Annotated in this window: 15 protein-coding genes; 5 read left to right on the top strand and 10 right to left on the bottom strand. The window is 68.1% G+C overall.

The window, feature by feature from the left end; genetic code table 11:
• Window positions 1-84 precede the first annotated feature (84 nt).
• The 9 genes from HWX08_RS04095 to HWX08_RS04055 all read right to left on the bottom strand — a co-directional run bounded on the left by HWX08_RS04095 (window position 85) and on the right by HWX08_RS04055 (window position 9,503).
• Window positions 85-531, bottom strand: coding sequence for a helix-turn-helix domain-containing protein (locus HWX08_RS04095; protein WP_069259971.1), 447 nt, complete (start codon window positions 529-531; stop codon window positions 85-87).
• Between the two features lie 24 nt (window positions 532-555).
• Window positions 556-1,833, bottom strand: coding sequence for an NAD(P)/FAD-dependent oxidoreductase (locus HWX08_RS04090; protein ID WP_174919422.1), 1,278 nt, complete (start codon window positions 1,831-1,833; stop codon window positions 556-558).
• 176 nt (window positions 1,834-2,009) lie between these two features.
• A complete protein-coding gene (locus tag HWX08_RS04085) occupies window positions 2,010-3,854 on the bottom strand; it encodes an ABC transporter ATP-binding protein (protein WP_174919421.1) in 1,845 nt (614 codons plus the stop codon).
• Window positions 3,854-4,813 (bottom strand): ABC transporter permease, encoded by a 960-nt coding sequence (locus HWX08_RS04080; protein ID WP_107310863.1) that lies wholly within the window; start codon window positions 4,811-4,813, stop codon window positions 3,854-3,856. Before HWX08_RS04080 ends, HWX08_RS04085 begins: the two co-directional genes overlap by 1 nt.
• Window positions 4,814-4,843: 30 nt before the next feature.
• On the bottom strand, window positions 4,844-5,797 hold the full coding sequence (locus tag HWX08_RS04075) for an ABC transporter permease (protein WP_069259974.1): 954 nt from the start codon (window positions 5,795-5,797) through the stop codon (window positions 4,844-4,846).
• A gap of 79 nt (window positions 5,798-5,876) precedes the next feature.
• Entirely contained in the window at window positions 5,877-7,463 is a 1,587-nt protein-coding gene (locus HWX08_RS04070; RefSeq protein WP_174919420.1) for an ABC transporter substrate-binding protein, read from the bottom strand.
• 110 nt (window positions 7,464-7,573) lie between these two features.
• Window positions 7,574-8,353, bottom strand: coding sequence for a hypothetical protein (locus tag HWX08_RS04065; protein WP_174919419.1), 780 nt, complete (start codon window positions 8,351-8,353; stop codon window positions 7,574-7,576).
• 38 nt (window positions 8,354-8,391) lie between these two features.
• On the bottom strand, window positions 8,392-9,060 hold the full coding sequence (locus HWX08_RS04060; protein ID WP_174919418.1) for a haloacid dehalogenase type II: 669 nt from the start codon (window positions 9,058-9,060) through the stop codon (window positions 8,392-8,394).
• Window positions 9,057-9,503: a hypothetical protein gene (locus tag HWX08_RS04055; RefSeq protein ID WP_174919417.1), complete on the bottom strand. Its 447-nt coding sequence runs from the start codon at window positions 9,501-9,503 to the stop codon at window positions 9,057-9,059. Before HWX08_RS04055 ends, HWX08_RS04060 begins: the two co-directional genes overlap by 4 nt.
• Before the next feature lie 22 nt (window positions 9,504-9,525).
• Here HWX08_RS04055 and HWX08_RS04050 point away from each other — a divergent pair, with 22 nt between their 5' ends.
• The 5 genes from HWX08_RS04050 to HWX08_RS04030 all read left to right on the top strand — a co-directional run bounded on the left by HWX08_RS04050 (window position 9,526) and on the right by HWX08_RS04030 (window position 15,033).
• On the top strand, window positions 9,526-10,386 hold the full coding sequence (locus HWX08_RS04050) for a GNAT family N-acetyltransferase (protein WP_174919416.1): 861 nt from the start codon (window positions 9,526-9,528) through the stop codon (window positions 10,384-10,386).
• A gap of 10 nt (window positions 10,387-10,396) precedes the next feature.
• On the top strand, window positions 10,397-11,323 hold the full coding sequence (locus HWX08_RS04045; RefSeq protein ID WP_174919415.1) for a 2-hydroxyacid dehydrogenase: 927 nt from the start codon (window positions 10,397-10,399) through the stop codon (window positions 11,321-11,323).
• 161 nt (window positions 11,324-11,484) lie between these two features.
• Window positions 11,485-12,885 (top strand): aspartate aminotransferase family protein, encoded by a 1,401-nt coding sequence (locus HWX08_RS04040; protein WP_174919414.1) that lies wholly within the window; start codon window positions 11,485-11,487, stop codon window positions 12,883-12,885.
• 84 nt (window positions 12,886-12,969) lie between these two features.
• Window positions 12,970-13,461 (top strand): Lrp/AsnC family transcriptional regulator, encoded by a 492-nt coding sequence (locus HWX08_RS04035; RefSeq protein ID WP_006749694.1) that lies wholly within the window; start codon window positions 12,970-12,972, stop codon window positions 13,459-13,461.
• Window positions 13,462-13,560: 99 nt separating this feature from the next.
• The gene (locus tag HWX08_RS04030) at window positions 13,561-15,033 is read left to right on the top strand and encodes an NAD-dependent succinate-semialdehyde dehydrogenase (protein ID WP_174919413.1); all 1,473 of its coding nucleotides are present in this window, start codon (window positions 13,561-13,563) and stop codon (window positions 15,031-15,033) included.
• Between the two features lie 87 nt (window positions 15,034-15,120).
• Here HWX08_RS04030 and HWX08_RS04025 read toward each other — a convergent pair whose 3' ends face one another.
• Complete coding sequence (locus HWX08_RS04025) at window positions 15,121-15,900, bottom strand: hypothetical protein (protein ID WP_174919412.1); 780 nt, start codon at window positions 15,898-15,900, stop codon at window positions 15,121-15,123.
• Window positions 15,901-15,919 lie beyond the last annotated feature (19 nt).

Genomic DNA, 15,919 nt, shown 5'->3' with positions numbered 1-15,919 from the left:
TCGTTGAAAGAGCGCCGCGCGATATCGGAAAGCGGGGTTCGCCCACCGGAAATCGTCCGGCAGGCAGGCCATCGATGCCGGTGCCTACGCCATGTGACACGTCGCTTCGCGCGGTTCGGCGCGCGTGCGCGTCGACGACGCGCGCATGGGCGACGTTCGCGCCTGTGCGCCGCCGGCACGGGCGACCACGTAATCGCGCGGCGTAATCCCGAGCATTCGCCGGAAATGCCGGCACAGATGGCTCTGGTCGAAGAAGCCGACGTCGGTCGCGACGACCGACGGCGCGACACCGGCGCGCAGCAGGTCCTGCGCGCGCCGGACCCGCACGAGGCACAGATACCGGTGCGGAGACAACCCGGTTTCGCTGCGAAAGCGCGCGGTGAAACGCGACACGCTCAAGCCGGCCACCGCGGCGAGCGTGTCGAGGTTCAGCGGCTGCGCGAACGATGCGTCGATCGTGCGCAGCACGTCGCCGATCGCTGACGATACGGGCCGCGCGACACGCGGCGAGCCAATGAATTGCACTGTCATGTCGAATCCTCCCCGGCGCCCGCTTTAGTGCAGGAAATCCTGCATCCGGTAGTACGCACCGACGAACGGCAGAAACCATGCGTGCCCGAAATGGCCGGGTATCGCGGGCCAGTCGAGTTCGCGCCACGGATTCGACGCGGCAGCGCCGTACAGCACGTCGGCCATCACACGGCCCATGTGTACCGACATCTGCACACCGTGGCCGCTGTAGCCCATCGAGTAATACAGCCCGTCGTGCTGGCCCGCGCGCGGCAGCCGGTCGGCGGTGATGTCGACGAGTCCGCCCCAGCAGTAGTCGAGCCGTACGTTCGCCAGTTCCGGGAAATAGCCGGCCATGCCGGCGCGCAGGATGTCGCCGCTTTTCGCGTCCGAGCGCGGGCTCGACATCGCGAAGCGCGCACGGCCGCCGAACAGCAGCCGGTTGTCGGGCGTCACGCGGAAGTAGTTGCCGATCTGGCGCGACGTCACGTACGCGCGGCGGTGCGGAAACAACCGGTTCAGTTGCGCGTCGGGCAGCGGCTCGGTGACGACGATGAAACTGCCGACCGGCGCGATGCGCCGCCGGAACCATGCGAACGGCCCGTGCTGCGATGCGCCCGTCGCGACCAGCACGCGATCGGCGACGATCGTGCCGCGCGAACAGGTGACTCGGTGCCGCTCGCCGTCGAGCCGCTCGAGTTGCGTGACGGCCGCATGCTCGTAGACGCGTGCGCCGGCCTGCACGGCCGCATGCGCGAGCCCGACGCCGAACTTGCCCATGTGCATCTGCGCGCCGTTACGCTGCAACAGCCCGCCGTGGAAGCCGTCGGACGCGACTTCGTCGCGAATCCTCGACGGTTCGATCAGTTCGATGTCGGGATCGACGTCGCGCCGCAGCACATCGAACGTCTTCGCGAGTCCCGCGAAATGCTGCGGTTTCGCGGCAAGCTTCAGCTTGCCCGCACGCCGGAAGTCGCAGTCGATCGCGTGCACCGTGACGATCGTCTCGACACTCTTCACCGCGCTTTCGTACGCACGATAGAACCGCTTCGCGGGCTCGATGCCGATGCGCGCGGCAAGTGACGCAAAGTCCTGGGCGACGCCGGTGTTGCACTGCCCACCATTGCGGCCCGACGCTTCACCGGCCACTTCGGCGGCCTCGAGCACGACCACCGATACGCCGCGCTGCGCGAGCGCGAGCGCCGCCGACAATCCGGTGAAGCCGCCGCCGATCACGACCACGTCCGCGCGCCCTTCGACGGGCCCTTCGCTGCCGGCGCGAAACGCGGGACGGGTATCCAGCCAGTACGATTCGAGTTTCATCGGATCCTTCGTTTGCATGCCGGTGACGGCCGTTCATCGAGAATCATTTAATCACCGTCAAAAAGCGCAGTTGCCGCGTATTCGCGTGCGGCGCGCGCACAATCCGCCTTTTTTCGCGACCGCCGCAGCAGACTATGCGGAGGGCCGGCATCCGCGCCGAACGCGCGCAGCGCGCGCTACGGATGCACCGGCTCCGCCTGGAAGCGTGCGAGATCCTCCTCGCTGCGATGGCACAGCACCTGCGCGCCGTTCCCGAGCGTGCGCAGCGACGGGGCCGTCCGGTTGCACACGCCGTCCACGCGCATCGCGCAGCGCGACAGGAACGGACACAGCTCAGGCTCGTTCTCGCGTTCGCCGATCGGCACCAGCGGACGGTGGCAGCGCTCGGCCGCGTCGTCGAGCCAGCCAGCGCGCAACTCCGGCGCGGACGACACGAGCAGATGCGAATACGGGTGATAAGGCGGTGCGCACAGCGCGTCGCGGCTGCCGGTTTCGACGCGGCGGCCCGCATACAGCACGACGATGTCGTCGCTGATCGCGCGTACCTTCGCGATATCGTGCGTAATGAACACGTACGACACGCCGAGCTTCGCCTGCAGGTCGCGCAGCAGGTCCATGATCGCCGCGCCGACCACGGTGTCGAGGGCCGACGTCACCTCGTCGCACAGGATCAGGTCCGGCTCGGCCGCGAGCGCACGCGCGAGGTTCACGCGCTGCTTCTGGCCGCCCGACAGTTCGCCGGTGCGACGCGCGGCCACCGCCGGCGGCAGCCGCACGAGTTCGAGCAGTTCCGCGACGCGCTGCCGCGCACGCGCGCCCTTGATGCCGTGATAGAACGCGAGCGGCCGCGCCAGCGTGCGCTCGACGGTATGGACGGGATTGAGCGCGGTATCCGCATTCTGGAACACGATCTGCACGCGGCGATGCTGCTCCTTGGAGCGCTTGCCGATGTCGAGCGCGAGCGGCTCGCCGTCGAGCAGGATCTGGCCGGCCGTCGCGGGCACGAGCCCCGCGATCACCTTCGCGAGCGTCGTCTTGCCGGAGCCCGATTCGCCGATCACGCCAACCGTTTGCCCGCGCCCGATGCGCAGGTCCACTTCGTGGAGGATCAGCTTCGCGGGCCAGCCTTTCGCGGTCCGGCCGCCGTAGCCGGCGATCGCGCCGCGCACGTCGAGCAACGGCAGCGGCTCGGCCGGCGCGGATTTCGCATCGCGTTCGGCATCGGCCGGGGTCACCGCCGCGATCAGGCTCTGCGTATACGGGTGCGTCGGCGCGTGCAGGATCTGTTCGGTCGCGCCCGCCTCGCGGATCACGCCGTCGCTCAGCACGACGATCCGGTCGGCCATCTGTGCGACCACCGCCAGATCGTGCGACACGTACACCGCGCTCATCCCGTAGCGCCGGATCACGTTCTTGAACGCCTGCAACACGTCGATCTGGGTGGTCACGTCGAGCGCCGTGGTCGGCTCGTCGAGAATCACCAACTCCGGATCGGTGATCAGCGCCATCGCGGCCATCAGCCGCTGCAGTTGGCCGCCCGACACCTGGTGCGGATAGCGCCTGCCGATCGTCTCCGGGTCGGGCAGCGCGAGCGCGCGGAACAGCTCGACCGCCTTCGCCTGCGCAGCGCGCTTCGTCATCGTCCGGTGGATCAGCGCGCTCTCGATCACCTGGTCGAGGATCGTACGCGACGGGTTGAACGCGGCAGCCGCGCTCTGTGCGATATACGCGACCTTGCGGCCGCGCAAGGCGGTCAGCGCCTGCGCGGACAGCGCGCACACGTCCGTGCCGCCGAGCTTCACCGAGCCGCCGGCGATCCGGCAGCCGGTACGGGCATGGCCCATCAGCGACAGCGCGATCGTCGTCTTGCCGGAGCCCGATTCGCCGATCAGCGCGAGCACCTCGCCGCGCGCGATGTCGAAGTCGATGTCGTGAACGATCGTGGTTTCCGCGCCGCCCGGACGACCGCCGACCACGCGCAGACCGCGCACCTCGACGAGCGGAGTCGATTCATCTCGCATCAGTGTTCTCCCGCAGCCGCGGCCGCGCCCTTGCGGCGGCCGCGATGCGGCAGGCCGTCGATCAACAGGTTGACGCCCACCGTCAGGATCGCGATCGCGACCGCGGGCATGATCGCGACGGCCGAGCCGTCGCCGAGACTCGCGATGTTCTCGCGCACGAGCGAGCCGAGGTCCGCATACGGCGGCTGCACGCCGAGCCCGAGAAAGCTCAGGCCGCTCAGCAGCAGCACGACGAACGTGAAACGCAGCCCGGTATCGGCGAGCATCGGGTGAATCATGTTCGGCAGCATCTCGACACAGGCGATGTACAGCGCGCTCTCGCCGCGTGCGCGCGCGACCTGCACGAATTCGAGCGTGCTGATGTTGACGGCCAGCGCACGCGCGATCCGGTACGAGCCCGGCATGTAGCTCACCGCGGCGGTGAGGACCAGCAGCGGCAGCGACGAGCCGAACGCGGCGACGAACATCAGCGCGAACATCTTCGACGGAATCGACGTGAGCGCATCGAGCAGCCGGCTCATCGTTTCGTCGACCGCGCGGCCCGACACGGTCGCGAGCAGCCCGAGCGTCGTGCCGGTCAGCGCCGCGAGCAGCACCGCCGCGAGCGCGAGCAGCACGGTCAGCCGCGTGCCGTACAGGATCCGGCTCAGCATGTCGCGGCCGAGGAAGTCCGAGCCGAACGGCAGCTTCGCGCCGAACGGCGCGAACACGTCCTGCGTGACGATCGCGCCGACGTCGTGCGGCGCGAGCAGCGGCGCAAACACGGCGATGAACAGCATCAGCGCGACCATCGCCAGACCGATGCGGCCGCCCGTCGTCAGCGCCATGCGGGCGCCGCGCCGCTTGCGTGGCTGGTCGGGGGCCGGCGCGGTGGGCGGCGTTGCGCCGTCCCACGGGGGTTGCGGATCGCCTGACGGCGGCAGCGCACTGCTACGTTGTACGGTTTCGGTCGGGTGCATGGGGGGCATCTCGGAAGGAATACGGGGCGCTCAGGTCCGCAGTCTCGGGTTCGACACGATCGAGCACAGGTCGGCAAACAGCACGAGCGTCAGGTAAGCGACGCAGAAGATCAGCGTGCAGGCCTGAACCAGCGGGAAATCGCGGTTGCCGACGGCATCGACCATCAGGCTCGCGAGGCCCGGATAGTTGAAGATCGTCTCGACGACGATCACGCCGCCGAGCAGATACGACAGGCTCAATGCGACCGCATTGGCGATCGGCCCGATCGCGTTCGGCAGCGCATGACGCAGCACGACGCGCGCGGGGCTCGCGCCCTTGAGCACGGCCATCTCGACATACGATGCGCTCAGCTGCTCGATCACCGCGGCGCGCGTCATCCGCGCCATCTGCGCGATCACGACCGCGCACAGCGTGAGCACCGGCATCGCATAGGCGCGCAGGAAATCGTGAAAGCTTTCGATCGGCCCGCTGTACGACAGCGCGGACAGCCAGCGCAGCTTCACCGCGAATACGAGCACCGCGACGGTTGCGATCAGGAATTCCGGCGTCGCGACGAGCGACAGCGTGCCGAGGCTGATCGCGCGGTCGACCACCGACTCGCGCTTGACCGCTGCGAGTATCCCGAGCAGCAGCGCGATCGGCACCGACACAGCGGTCGTGATCGCCGCGAGCGCGAGCGACTTCGGCAGACGCCCACCGATCATCTCCGACACCGGCATGTCGCCTGACAGCGAACGGCCGAAATCGCCGTGCAGCAAGCCCGTGAGCCAGTGCAGGTAGCGCACGTGCGCCGGCATGTCGAGGCCGAACTGCTGGCGCAGCGCGGCAACCGTCTCGGGCGTCGCCGACTGGCCGAGCGCGGCCTGGGCGGCGTCGCCCGGCAGCAGGTTCGTGATCGTGAAGATGATCGCGGACACGATCAGCAGCGTCAGCGCGGTGACCGCGATGCGCCGGCCGATCATTCCAAGCAGGATTCGATTCATGAAGCGGCACTCCGGGAAAGGTCGCGCACAGCCGGTGCGGGCCACCGCCCCGGCTGCGCGGCATCGGCACGCGATGGCGTCAAGCGTTCCACCACACGTGCTCGGCGAACATGAAGCCCATCATCCCGCCGGTCGGAATCGAACCCAGGCCGCCGACGCGCTTGTCGTAGCCGTCCAGGAAGCTGATGAACGCCGGAATGCCGACCCTGCCCTGCTGCGAGACGATCGTCTGCATGTCGCCATACATCTGCTTGCGCTTCGCATCGTCGGTCTCCGAGCGCGCGGCGAGCAGCAACTGGTCGAACTTCGCGTTCTTCCAGCCCGACTCGTTCCACGGTGCATCGGATTTGAAGAACTGCGTGAACAGCACGTCGGCGCTCGAGCGCGGGTTGATGTTGCCGAAGCCGAGCGGATGCTTCATCCAGTGGTTCGACCAGTAGCCGTCGGCCGACACGCGGTTCACCTGCAGGTTGAGGCCGATTTTCTGGCCGGCCTGCTGCAGCAGCACGGCCATCTCGATCGAGCCGTTCGCATCCGACGTCGCATAGATCGGCGGCAGCGCGGTGCCGAGCGCGCCGGCCTTCTGGAACAGGAACTTCGCCTTGTCCGGATCGTGCGGCCGCTGCGGCAGCGCCGCGTTGAAGTAGCGATGTCCGGGCGGGATCGGCTGGTCGTTGCCGATCACCGCGTAGCCGCGGAACACCGCCGAGCGGATCTGCTCGCGATCGAACAGGTATTTCATGCCTTCGACGAAATCCGGATTCGCGGTGATCGGGTTTTCGCTGCGCATGATCAGATCGGTATAGAGCCCCGACTTGGTTTCCTTCAGCGCGTAGCCGGGCGTGGACGCGACCCGCTGCGTCGAGCGCGGGTCGATCGCGTTGATCAGGTGCACGTCGCCCGACAGCAGCGCGTTCAGGCGCGCGGCGCTGTCGGTGATGCCGATCAGTTCGATCTCGTCGAGATACGGCATGCCCGGCTTGAAGTAGCTGTCGTTGCGCACGCCGACGGTCGACACGCCCGGCTTGAACGACTTCAGCTTGTACGGGCCGCAGCCGACGCCGGTCGCGAAGTCGGTCGTGCCGTCCTTGCAGATCACCAGCTGCGGCGTCGCGAGGATCACCGGCAGATCGGCGTTCGCGCTGACGAGCGTGAGCGTGACTTCGTCCGGGCCGCTCGCCTTCGCGTCCGCGAACTGGTCGGCGAGCGTCTTGACCTTCGACGCGGTGGCCGGATTCTTGTGACGCATCAGCGAAAACACCACGTCGGCCGGCGTGACCGGCTTCCCGTCGTGGAACGTGACGCCCTTGCGCAGCTTGATGACCCACGTCTTCGCGTCGGTCGTATGCAGCGACTCGGCCAGGTTCATCTGCGGCGTGAGGCTTTGATCCAGCTGCGTGAGGCCGCTGTAGAACATGAAGAAGCGGATGTAGTCGGCGCCCGTCGAGCCCTTGGCCGGGTCGAGCGTGTCGGCCGTCGAGCTCGATTCGTTCGCAACCCGGATCTTGCCGCCGCGCTTCGGGGCGGGTGCGGCGAAGGCCGTCCGCGGATTGACCAGCAGCCCGCCGGCGCCGGCTGCCATCATGCCGCTCGCCGCCATGACCCGCATCATGTCGCGGCGCGTGAAGCCGTTGTTGCCGCCGCCGTTGTCGATATCGTCGCTCATCCGAACTGCTCCTGACTGTAGAAAGTGGGTCACGGGGTCCAGCGTGGTTCTTCAATTTCGCCGCATCCGCGTGCTGGTCGCGGGTGCAACGTCGTGCGCATGCAATTCATTTAAGCACCGCCAAAATGCGGTTTGTCGCGATTCGGGCCGCCCGCACGATACGAATCGACCGTTTTGGGCCGCCCGCGCAGCATGATTCGCTGCGTACCGCGCGGATCGCCGTTTGGCGGACGCCGTGTCGCCGCAACTGCGCTTGCCGTGCCGATGAAGGAAATCGTAAAGCGACGCGCGCCGCAGATTGCACCGACAAAATTGCCCGTTCGGCATCCGGAGCGCGTTTGGCTCGCGCAAACTGCACATTTGTGTCGAAAGCGCGCCCGCGCGCCCGCGGCGGCCGAAACGAGCGAAATGCCGCGGCCGGCCGTCGCATCGGCATGCGTCGGCGGAGGACGGTCGCGACCGAACCCGGGCGTGAAAAATCGGAAGATTGCCGCGCGATCGAAGCGGCTTTGGGTGAGGACCGGAAGGCGGCCGGCGTGACCGGAAACCGGGCGCGCACGCGGGCCGAGCCGTCGAGCATGTGATTCCGTGCGGCGACCCGGCACCGGCATGCTGGCGCGCACACGGGAAGCGTTCCGGCGTGGCGTGACGGAGGTGACGTGATGCACCGGTGGCCTGCAAACGGCGCAAGACCGTCGGGCCGGCACCGGGTAGCAGGCACTCGTCGCGTTCGCGTCGAGCGGCGACGGCACGGCCCGAGCCTGCTCCCGCCCGAGCGGGCCGCCTGCCAGCATCGTGCGATGCGAACCGACCGGATGCTCGGCCTTCGCCAGAAGAACGACGATTGCGTAGCGACGGCCGGAAATCGGCGCGCCGCGCAGCGTATGCAACGACTACGCGGCCCGCCACGCAAGCCGACGCAGGTGCGTTACAGCCCGAGCTGCGTCGCGAGCTGGCCGATGTCCGACACTTCGTAATAGTTGTAGAACGGCGTGCCGGGCTCGTGACCGCGATTGACGAACGCCTTGTGCTTGATGCCGAGATCCTCGGCCGTCATCAGGTCGTAGCGCAGGCTCGACGACACGTGCAGCACGTCTTCGGGCTTGCAGCCGAGCTTGCCGAACATGTATTCGAAACCCTGCATCCGCGGCTTGTACGACTGCGCCTGCTGCGCGGTGAACACCGCATGGAACGGCGCGCCGAGCTTGTCGACGTTGCTCATGATCTGTTCGTCCATTGCGTTCGACAGGATCACCAGCTTGTACTTCTTCGCGAGTCGCGACAGGCCGGCCGGCACGTCCGGATGCGGGCCCCAGGTCGGAACCGCATGATAGAAACGCTCGGCCTCGGCTTCGTCGAACGTCACGCCGACCCGCGCGCAGGTGCGACGGATCGCGTTGACGAGGACGTCGCGGTACGGCTTCCACGCGCCGAGCACCTCGTCGAGCCGATATGCGGCGAACGCGCGCACGAAGTCCTCCATCGCGGCCGGCGACAGCCGGTCCGCGTAAATCTCGCGTGCCAGCTCGGCCATCTGGAAGCGGGTCAGCGTGCCGTAGCAGTCGAACGTGATGAACTTCGGTTCAAATTGGATCATGGTGACGTCCTGTCGGTGTGAAGCCCCGGCGGGCCGGGGACGGGCTGGGTTTGACGATATTGAATCAGGGCAAAAAGGCGTTCGCGCATCGTTCGGCGCCGCGCGAAACGCACAATCGCCGCGAGTTGCCCGGCCGATGCAGCACGATGTGCGGCACGATCCGGCTGGTGCGGCCGGCCCGGCCGGCAAGCCTCGCGAAAACCCGGGCAGGCTGCCGGCCGATGCGGCTCGTCTGCAAGCGGCAGCGACACCGTGACTTCATCGTAGTGGCATTCCCACAGCAGGAGTTGCCGGATCGGCGCCGCGCGCCGGCACGATATGCGCGTTCGTCCGCGCCGATCGAGCGGGTTTGCATCGATCTTGCCCGGCTGCCGTCCGAACCCGGAAAACAAGCGAATCGTCCTATCCGCACCGCGTCGCCGCTGGCACAGTGGCAGCGTCATTTCCACCCATCCGGAGTCCGGCGTGTCCGACCTCAATTCTCCCCGCAGGCTTATCTATCGCCCGTTCGCCGAAACCGACCTGCCCGCCGCGCATCGGCTGTCGGAGGCAGTCAAGTGGCCGCACCGGCTCGACGACTGGCGCTTCGTGTTCCAGCTCGGCAGCGGCTTCGTCGCCGAGGACGAAACCGGCGTCGTCGGTACCGCGCTGGGATGGCGCTTCGGCGAAACACACGCGTCGCTCGGCATGGTCATCGTGTCGCCCCAGCACCAGGGCCGCGGCATCGGCCGCGAACTGCTCGCCCGCGTGGTCGACAGCCTCGGCACGCGGACCATCTTTCTGCATGCGACGCCGGCGGGCGAACCGCTGTACGTCAAATTCGGATTCAATGCGATCGATACGATCGATCAGCACCAGGGCGCCGCATTCCAGCCGCCGCTGATTTCGCTGCCGCCCGGCGAGCGCCTTCGGCCGCTCGGCACCAACGACGGCCCGCGGCTCGCCGCGCTCGCGTCGCGCGCGGCCGGTTATCCGCGCGATCCGGTGATCGATGCGCTGCTCGACGTCGCGAACGGGATTGCGCTCGATCGCGACGGCGAACTGCTCGGCTTCGCGCTGTTTCGCCGCTTCGGCCGCGGCCATGTGATCGGCCCGGTCGTCGCCCCGGACGCACTGCGTGCGCAGGCGCTGATCAGCCACTGGCTCGCCCTGCACGAAGGCATGTTCGTGCGCCTCGACGTGCCGGGCGACAGCGGGCTGTCGGACTGGCTGCAGGGGCTCGGCCTGCCGCGCGTCGATACCGTCGTCGCGATGGCGCGCGGCGCGGCGCCCGCACGCGATCCCGCGCTGCGCACGTTCGCGATCGTCAGCCAGGCGCTCGGCTGAGGCACGCACGATGAGCTTCCTGTACAAGGCCGACCCGGTGCGCGGCGCGCAATGGGCGCAGCGCTTCGCCCAGCGCGCGCCCGACCTCGCGTTCCGGATCTGGCCGGACGTCGGCGACCCGCACGCAGTGCGCTACCTCGCCGCGTGGCAGCCACCGGACGACCCGGCCGCGCTGCTCCCGAATCTCGAGGTCGTGTTCTCGGTCGGCGCCGGCATCGATCAGTTCGACCTGTCGCGGGTGCCCGCGCATATCCCTGTCGTGCGGATGATCGAGCCGGGCATCGTCGAGGGGATGGTCGAGTACGTGACGCAGGCGGTGCTGACCATCCATCGCGACCTGTTCGACTATGCGGCGCAACAGCGCGCACAAGTGTGGCGTGAAAAGCCGGTTCGCGCGGCCGCGTCGCGGCGCGTCGGCGTGCTCGGGCTCGGTACGCTCGGGCAGGCCGTGCTCGACACGCTGCGGCGTTTCGGTTTTCCGTGCGCCGGCTGGAGCCGCACGCCGCGCACGCTCGACGGCATCGACTGCTACGCGGGCGATGCGGCGCTCGATGCGTTCCTGGCCCGCACCGACATCCTGATCTGCCTGCTGCCGCTCACCGACAGCACGCGCGGCCTGCTCGGCGCGCGCGTGTTCGATGCGCTGCCGGCCGGCGCATCGCTCGTGCAAGTCGGGCGCGGCCCGCAGCTCGATGCGGCCGCGCTGCTCGCCGCGCTCGAGCGCGGCAGGCTCGACAGCGCGATCCTCGATGTGACGGACCCCGAACCGTTGCCGGCCGGCCACCCGTTCTGGACGCATCCGCGCATTCGCATCACGCCGCACATCGCGAGCGCGACGCGGCCCGACACGGCGGTCGACGCCGTGCTCGAGAACCTCGCGCGTCATCGGGCAGGACAGCCGATGATCGGCGTCGTCGATCGCGCGCGCGGCTACTGACGCGTTCGCGAGGCCCGGCGGGGCGCGCAGCAGAAAATGCCGAAGCGCCCCGTGCAAACGCCGCGACCATACGTTTCAGGCGGCAAATTGAAGACGCATGCGGATTTCTCGCCCGGTAGCATGAACTCACCGCTGACAACCGACGAGAGTCCCGCCCCGCCATGAACCAAGCCGCGCTGATCGAAGCCGATCGCCAACACCTGATCCACCCCGTCGTCAACTACCGCGCACACGAGGCGCGCGGCGTCACGGTGCTCGAATCCGCGGACGGCGTGTTCCTGCGCGACGCCGACGGCCATACGCTGCTCGACGCGTTCTCGGGCCTGTGGTGCGTGAACGTCGGCTACGGCCGCGACAGCGTCGTGAAGGCCGCCGCCGAGCAAATGGAGAAGCTGCCCTACGCGACCGGCTATTTCCATTTCGGTTCGCAGCCGGCGATCGAACTCGCCGAACGGCTCGCTTCGCTCGCACCGCCGTCGCTGAACCGCGTGTACTTCACGCTCGGCGGGTCGGATGCGGTCGATTCCGCGATCCGCTTCATCACGCACTATTTCAACGCGACCGGCCGCCCGTCGAAAAAGCACATGATCGCGCTCGAACGCGGCTATCACGGTTCGTCGTCGATCGGCGCCGGCCTCACCGCGCTGCCCGCGTTCCATCGCCACTTCGACCTGCCGCGCGCGGACCAGCATCATATTCCGTCCCCCTATCCGTATCGCCACCCGCTCGGCGACGATCCGCAAGCGCTGATCGCCGCGTCGGTCGCCGCGCTCGAAGCAAAGGTCGCGGAACTCGGCGCGGACAACGTCGCCGCGTTCTTCTGCGAGCCCGTGCAGGGTTCCGGCGGCGTGATCGTGCCGCCGCGCGGCTGGCTGAAGGCGATGCGCGACGCCTGCCGGCGCCTCGGCATCCTGTTCGTCGCCGACGAGGTGATCACCGGCTTCGGCCGCACGGGCCCGCTGTTCGCGTGCGAGACCGAGCAGGTCGATCCGGATCTGATGACCGTCGCGAAGGGCTTGACCGCCGGCTATGCGCCGATGGGCGCAGTGCTGATGTCCGACGAAATCTACGAAGGCATCGCGGGCAGCCGCGCGGAATCGGCCGCGGTCGGTCACGGGCATACGTATTCCGCGCACCCGGTCAGCGCGGCGATCGGCCTCGAAGTGCTGAAGCTCTATCACGAAGGCGGGCTGCTCGCGAACGGCCAGGCGATGGCGCCGCGCTTCGCGGCGGGGCTCGATGCGCTGCGCGCGCATCCGCTCGTCGGCGACGCACGGTCGGTCGGCCTGCTCGGCGCGCTCGAACTGGTGTCCGACAAGGCGCGCAAGACGCGCTTCGACCCGGCGCTGAACGTACCGGACAAGATCGCGGCCGCCGCGTACGCGAACGGCGTGGTGTTTCGCGCGTTCGGCGACGGCGTGCTCGGTTTCGCGCCGGCGCTGAGCTTCACGGCCGGCGAGTTCGACCTGATGTTCGAACGCGTGCGCAAGACGCTCGACGACGTGCTGGCCGACCCGGGCGTGCAGCGCGCGCTCGACGCCGCGCACGCGCAGCCGGCGTGACGGCCCAAGGGAAAGCCGGGCTTGTGGCGGCTATCGATCGACTCTAAAGTAACCGGACATTCCATTTTTCCCTCTCACGCGAACATGACGGACAGCAAGCTGGATCGCATCGACCTGCGCATCCTCTCCCAGTTGCAAAAACGCGGCCGCATGACCAACGTCGAACTGGCCGATGCGGTCGGGCTGTCGCCCAGCCCGTGCCTGATCCGTGTGAAGCGGCTCGAGAAGGCCGGCTACATCGGCGGCTACGGCGCGCACATCCAGCTCGAGAAGCTCGGCGACGTGCAGGTCGTGTTCACCGAGGTCACGCTCGCCGACCACCGCCGCGAGGATTTCGACCGCTTCGTCGCGGCGATCCGCAACGTCGACGAGATCGTCGAGTGCCACCTGGCGAGCGGCGGCTACGACTACCTGCTGAAGTTCATCACGCGCAGCGTGAGCCATTACCAGACGATCGTCGAAGGGCTGCTCGAGCAGAACATCGGCATCGAGAAGTATTTCAGTTACGTGATCATCAAATCGCCGTTCGTCAAACGGCACTACCCGCTCGAATCGCTGTTCGGCGAACGGCACTGACGCACGGCGTGCGGCACTCTCGAACGCGGCAGCAGGCTGGCCGCGCGGGGTAGCCGTACGCCCGCGCCGCCGCCGAGCCGCTTCATCCAAGGACCTGTCATGCCGCTTACACTGTCCCGTACCGAACTGCTGCGCACCGCCAACCTGATCGACGGCACGTGGCGCGATGCGCTCGACGGCGCCCGCTTCGCCGTCGCCGATCCGGCGACGCTCGAGACCTTCGCGCACGCCCCCGACAGCGGTGCCGCCGACGCGCGCGCCGCCACCGACGCGGCCGCACGCGCACTGCCGGCATGGCGCGCGACGCCCGCTCGCGAACGCGCCGCGATCCTGCGTGCGTGGCACGCGGCGATCGTCGCGCACACCGACGATCTCGCGAAGCTGATGTCGCGCGAACAGGGCAAGCCGCTCGCCGAAGCGCGCGGTGAAGTCGCATACGGCGCGTCCTACGTGCTGTGGTTCGCGGAAGAAGCGACGCGCACCTACGGCGACCTGATTCCGCAGCAGCAGCGCGGCAAGCGGCTGAGCGCGGTCAAGGAGCCGATCGGCATCGTCGCCGCGATCACGCCGTGGAATTTCCCGCTCGCGATGATCGCGCGCAAGATCGCGCCCGCGCTCGCAGCCGGCTGCACGGTCGTCGCGAAGCCGGCGGAGGACACGCCGCTCACCGCGCTCGCGCTCGCCTTTCTCGCGCAGGAAGCCGGCGTACCGCCCGGCGTGCTGAACCTGATCGCCGCGTCGCGCGAACGCGGTGTGCAGGCCGTGGCCGACTGGCTCGCCGACGGCCGCGTGCGCAAGATCACGTTCACCGGATCGACGCCCGTCGGCAAGCTGCTCGCACGCGAATCGGCCGCGACGCTGAAGAAGCTGTCGCTGGAACTCGGCGGCAATGCGCCGTTCATCGTGTTCGACGATGCCGAGCTCGACGCGGCGGTCGACGGGCTGATGGCCGCCAAGTTCCGCAACGGCGGGCAGACCTGCGTGTCGCCGAATCGCGTGTACGTGCAGGCCGGCGTCTACGATGCGTTCGCCGCGAAGCTCGCCGCGCGCGTGGCCGCGCTGAAGGTCGCGCCGGCAACCGACCCGGCCGCGCAGATCGGCCCGATGATCAACGCGCGCGCGGTCGACAAGATCGCTCGCCACGTCGGTGACGCCATCGAGCGCGGCGCACGCGTCCTCACGGGCGGCAAGCGCCTGCCCGAACTCGGGCCGAACTACTACGCGCCGACGGTGCTCGCCGACGCCACCGCCGACATGCAGCTGACCTGCGAGGAAACCTTCGGGCCGGTCGCCGCGCTATTTCCGTTCGAGACCGAGGAAGACGCGGTCAACGCGGCGAACGACACGCCGTTCGGGCTCGCCGCGTATTTCTACACGCAGGACGTGCGCCGCATCGCGCGCGTGTCGGCGCGGCTCGAAACCGGCATCGTCGGTATCAACGAGGGCGCACTCGCGAGCGAGGCCGCGCCGTTCGGCGGCGTGAAGGAATCGGGCTACGGCCGCGAAGGCTCGCGCTACGGCCTCGACGATTACCTGTCGATCAAATACGTGTGCCAGGGCGGGATCGACTGACGCCCTCCTCGGCCGCGTCAAGCCATGCCGCGCTGTGTTTTTCTCGGCGCAGCAGCGGCATGCGGTGCGCATGCGCGGCTTCGGGCGTTACCTTGGCAGATTGGGGACGGCCGGGCCCAAAGTCGCCATCACTCGCGTGCCCCACTGAACGAACATCGACAGAGCAAGGGCCCCGGCAAATCCGATAGCGATGCCTTGCCGTGGCAGCAGTACGGCGAGGGACAGGCAAAATGCGGCGAAAGAAAAACGTCCCAAGACCATTCCCCGAAGCAACGAAACGACGAACTCGGGGCCATGCGCGCGTTGCGACGATACCGACAATACGATGCCGAGCAACGGGAATACGGCAAGCAGGCCGCTCCACTTCGCCCCCACCGCACTCGACAGGCAGGTGACGGTCAGCGTCAGAATTGCACCGGCGGCCATGCGCAAAGCCAAGTCTCGATAGTGCAGCGGCAGACCGGCGGGCACCACGTCACTTCGAGGCAAGAAGCGTTGGCCGAACATCACCGCACAGGCAGCGACGCCCGTGGCCCACGCGATACTGACAGGAAGCATGGATAGCCCGGACGCCGTGACAAACCACGCAACCAATCCAGCCATCAATGCGGTCGGCCATGCATGACGCTTGCACACCCACGCATAGGCAAAATTAAAAACTTCCGAAGCGCAGATGGCCGACACCGACAGAACGGCAGCCTGTGCGGCAAAGTCCGGGCCCTTCTCGAGCGCGAGAAGAAAGAGGATGGGGCCGGCTACCACCGGAAACCCCGCCAGCCACCCTGCTACCTTTGGGCCCCACCACTTGCCGGACATCGAAACGAGCAGCAAGAAAATCGGAACGAGAACAAGTTTGAGGGCGAGCATGGAATGGAAGCCGGGGCCT

The organism is Burkholderia metallica, assembly GCF_902832845.1.
Lineage (GTDB): Bacteria > Pseudomonadota > Gammaproteobacteria > Burkholderiales > Burkholderiaceae > Burkholderia > Burkholderia metallica.
This window is presented reverse-complemented; position numbering and strand designations above follow the sequence as displayed.